The sequence below is a fragment of the Cellulomonas sp. P4_B5_2 genome (genome assembly GCF_056402235.1).
Map to the genome: position 1 here is coordinate 1 of NZ_JBFUHU010000366.1, position 3441 is coordinate 3441.

The window sequence follows — 3441 nt, forward strand, 5'->3', positions numbered from 1 at the left end:
CGCCCGGAGTCGGTGACCCCGAACCCCCCGCCCGTGCACCCGCTGATCCCGCACAGGGAGATCGTCGCGAGGAAGAGCGGCACCAACGACGCGGCGACCGCGGCCGGGACCGCCCAGAGCAGGTGGAGCCAGCGACGGTCGCGCCGGAGCGCGGGGGCGCCGACCGAGGTCGCCACCCTGCTCAGTCGGTCGGTGCCGTGGCCTGCGCGGCCGCGCGGACGGCGGCCGGGAGGGCCGAGACGATCCGGTCCACCGCGGCGTCGTCGTGCGCTGCCGAGACGAACCAGGCCTCGAACGGCGACGGCGGCGCGTACACCCCGGACTCCAGCAGCGAGTGGAAGAACGGCGCGTACCGCCACGACTCGGTGGCCAGCACCGCGTCGTAGTTCCGGGCTCCGTGCGCGGCGGCGTCGGCACCGAAGAACGTGCTGAACAGGTTCCCGGCCCACTGGATCGCGTGCGGGAGGCCCTCGGAGGAGAGGGCCGCACCCAGCTCGGTGCGCAGCTGCGCGGAGACGGCGTCGACGCGGGCGTACACGTCCAGGTCGGCCAGCCGCAGCGTCGCCAGGCCCGCGGCGGTCGCCACGGGGTTCCCCGACAGCGTGCCCGCCTGGTACACCGGCCCGACCGGCGCCAGGAGCGCCATGACGTCCCGACGCCCACCGACCGCGGCGACCGGCAGGCCGCCGCCGATGACCTTGCCGAACGTGTGCAGGTCCGCGGCCCAGCCCTCGCGCAGCCCCTCGAGCCCCCACCACCCGGAGTACCCGACCCGGAAGCCCGTGAGGACCTCGTCCTGGATCAGCAGGGAGCCGTGCTCGAGCGTGAGGCGGCGCAGCGAGGCGTTGAAGCCGGGCAGCGGCGGGACGACACCCATGTTGGCGGGCGCGGCCTCGGTGATCACGGCGGCGATGCGGTCCCCGTGCTCCGCGAACACGGCCTCGATCGCCTCGACGTCGTTGTAGGGGACGACGATCGTCTCGCCGGCGACCGCGGCGGAGACGCCGGCCGAGTCGGGCAGGCCGAGGGTCGCGACGCCGGAGCCGGCCGAGGCCAGGAGCGCGTCGACGTGGCCGTGGTAGCAGCCGGCGAACTTCACGATGAGGTCCCGCCCGGTGAACGCACGGGCGAGACGCAGGGCGGTCATGGTGGCCTCGGTGCCGGTGGACACCAGGCGCACCTTCTCGGCCGGGGGGACCCGCGAGCGGATCTCGTCGACCAGGTCCACCTCGGTGAGCGTCGGGGCGCCGAAGCTCAGGCCACGTCCGGCGGCGTCGCGGACGGCCTCCACCACCTCGGGGTGCGCGTGGCCGAGGAGGGCGGGGCCCCAGGAGCCGACGAGGTCGACGTACTCGTTGCCGTCGACGTCCGTGACGTACGGACCCTGCGCGGACGCGAGGAACCGGGGGGTGCCGCCGACGTTGCCGTACGCCCGCACCGGCGAGTTGACGCCGCCCGGGATGACGGCCTGCGCGCGCGCGAACGCCGTCTCGCTCGTCGTCGCGTTGGTGGTGACGCTCATCGGTTCTCCTCTGCCAGCCAACCGGCCAGCTCTGTCGCGCTGTAGGTAAGCACGTGATCGGCACCGGCACGACGGATGCTGAGCACGGACTCCAGGATCGCCCGTCTGCGCTCGATCCACCCTCGCGCGGCGGCGGCCTCGATCATGGCGTATTCGCCGGACACCTGGTAGGCCGCGACCGGAACTGACGACATCGCGGCCACGTCGGCGAGGATGTCGAGGTACGCCAGCGCCGGCTTGACCATGACGATGTCGGCGCCCTCCGCGATGTCGAGGGCCACCTCACGGACGGCCTCCCGACGGTTCGCCGGGTCCATCTGGTACGTCCGGCGGTCGCCCTCGAGCTGCGACTCGACCGCGTCGCGGAACGGGCCGTAGAACGCCGACGCGTACTTGGCGGCGTAGGCCAGCACGGCGACGTCGTCGCGACCCGCGGCGTCGAGGGCGTCGCGCACGTACCCGACCTGGCCGTCCATCATGCCGCTGAGCCCGACCAGGTGGGCGCCCGCCTCCGCCTGCGCGAGCGCCATCTCCGCGTACCGGACGAGGGTCGCGTCGTTGTCCACGGCCCCGCCCGGGGTCAGGACCCCGCAGTGCCCGTGGTCGGTGAACTCGTCGAGGCACAGGTCCGCCTGGACGACGAGCGCGTCGCCCACCTCGGCGACCGTGTCCGCGATGGCGAGGTTGAGGATGCCGTCGGGGTCCGTGGCCTGCGACCCGATCGCGTCCCGGACGGTCGGGACGGCGAAGAGCATCACGCCGCCGAGCCCGGCACCGGCCGCCTCGGCGACCGCCTTCCGCAGGGAGTCGCGGGTGTGCTGGTAGACGCCCGGCATGGAGCTGATCTCGCGCGGCTCGGTCAGCCCTTCCTTGACGAACACCGGGAGCACCAGCTGCGCAGCGTCGAGGCGTGTCTCGGCGGTCAGGCGGCGCAGGGCCGGGGTGGCGCGCAGACGTCGGGGCCGGATCCTGCGGGCGTTCGTCATCACAGCTCCTCGGGGCTGGGGATCGGACCGGGCAGCACGGTGGTGACCGCGCGAGTCAGGGCGTCGACCATGCCGAGCATCGTCTGCTCGGTGGCGATGCCGGCCAGCGGCAGGCCCAGGCGGGCGGCCTCCGCGGCGGTCGACGGGCCGATGCCGATCATCAGGGTGGTCGTGGGGGGTGCGCCCAGGCGCGCGGCGAGCTCGCGGACGGTGCTCGCCGAGGTGAGCAGGGCGGCGCGGATGGTGCCGTCGGTCCAGGCCTCGCGGACGTCGTCGGGGGGCGGCGCCGCGGACACGGTCCGGTAGGCGACGACGTCGGTGACCTCCCACCCCCGTTGCCGCAGCCCGTCCGTGACTGTCGCCGCCGCCAGGTCGCCGCGCGGGAACAGCACGCGGGCGGGCTCGGCGGGCTCCGGCCACGCCTCGACCAGCGCGCGGGAGGAGGACTGGCCGCGGGGGACCAGGTCCGGCTCGACGCCCGCCTCACGCAGCGCGCGAGCGGTGCCGGGTCCGATGGCGGCGACGCGCACCCGGCCGTCGGCGAGCAGCTGCGTCAGGCTGCCGGCGCTCTCTTGCGCGCGGTCCACGAGCACCGGGACCGCGGCCGCGCTGGTGAGCACGAGCCACGCGAACCAGCCAGACTCCAGGGCCAGCAGGGCGTCGTCCAGCTCGGTGGGGTCCTCGGGCGGCACGGTCTCGATGAGGGGCACGACGACCGCCTCGGCACCGGCGGCGGCGAGCGCGACCTCGGCGGGGCTGCGGCCGGCGGAGGGCCGGGGCACCAGCACGCGCCAGCCGGACAGGGGCAGGACGGGCGTCGCGGTCATCGGACGGCGCCCAGCACGGCGAGATCGGCGGCACCGGCGGCGAGGAGCGTCTCGGCCAGCTCCACGCCCAGGCGGCGGGCGTCCTCCAGGCTGTCCGCACCCAACG

At 75.0% G+C, this 3441-nt stretch carries 3 protein-coding genes; all 3 read right to left on the bottom strand.

All coding sequences use genetic code 11. The features are described from left to right. Positions 1-181: 181 nt before the first annotated feature. Genes hemL through AC1DUQ_RS19500 form a run of 3 tightly spaced genes read right to left on the bottom strand, consistent with a single transcriptional unit; the run spans position 182 to position 3335 of the window. Entirely contained in the window at positions 182-1522 is a 1341-nt protein-coding gene (gene hemL / locus AC1DUQ_RS19490) for a glutamate-1-semialdehyde 2,1-aminomutase (RefSeq protein WP_477059377.1), read from the bottom strand. Further along, positions 1519-2508 (bottom strand): porphobilinogen synthase, encoded by a 990-nt coding sequence (gene hemB, locus AC1DUQ_RS19495; RefSeq protein ID WP_477059376.1) that lies wholly within the window; start codon positions 2506-2508, stop codon positions 1519-1521. The genes hemL and hemB overlap by 4 nt, the downstream gene beginning before the upstream one ends. After that, on the bottom strand, positions 2508-3335 hold the full coding sequence (locus tag AC1DUQ_RS19500) for a uroporphyrinogen-III synthase (RefSeq protein WP_477059375.1): 828 nt from the start codon (positions 3333-3335) through the stop codon (positions 2508-2510). The genes hemB and AC1DUQ_RS19500 overlap by 1 nt, the downstream gene beginning before the upstream one ends. Positions 3336-3441 lie beyond the last annotated feature (106 nt).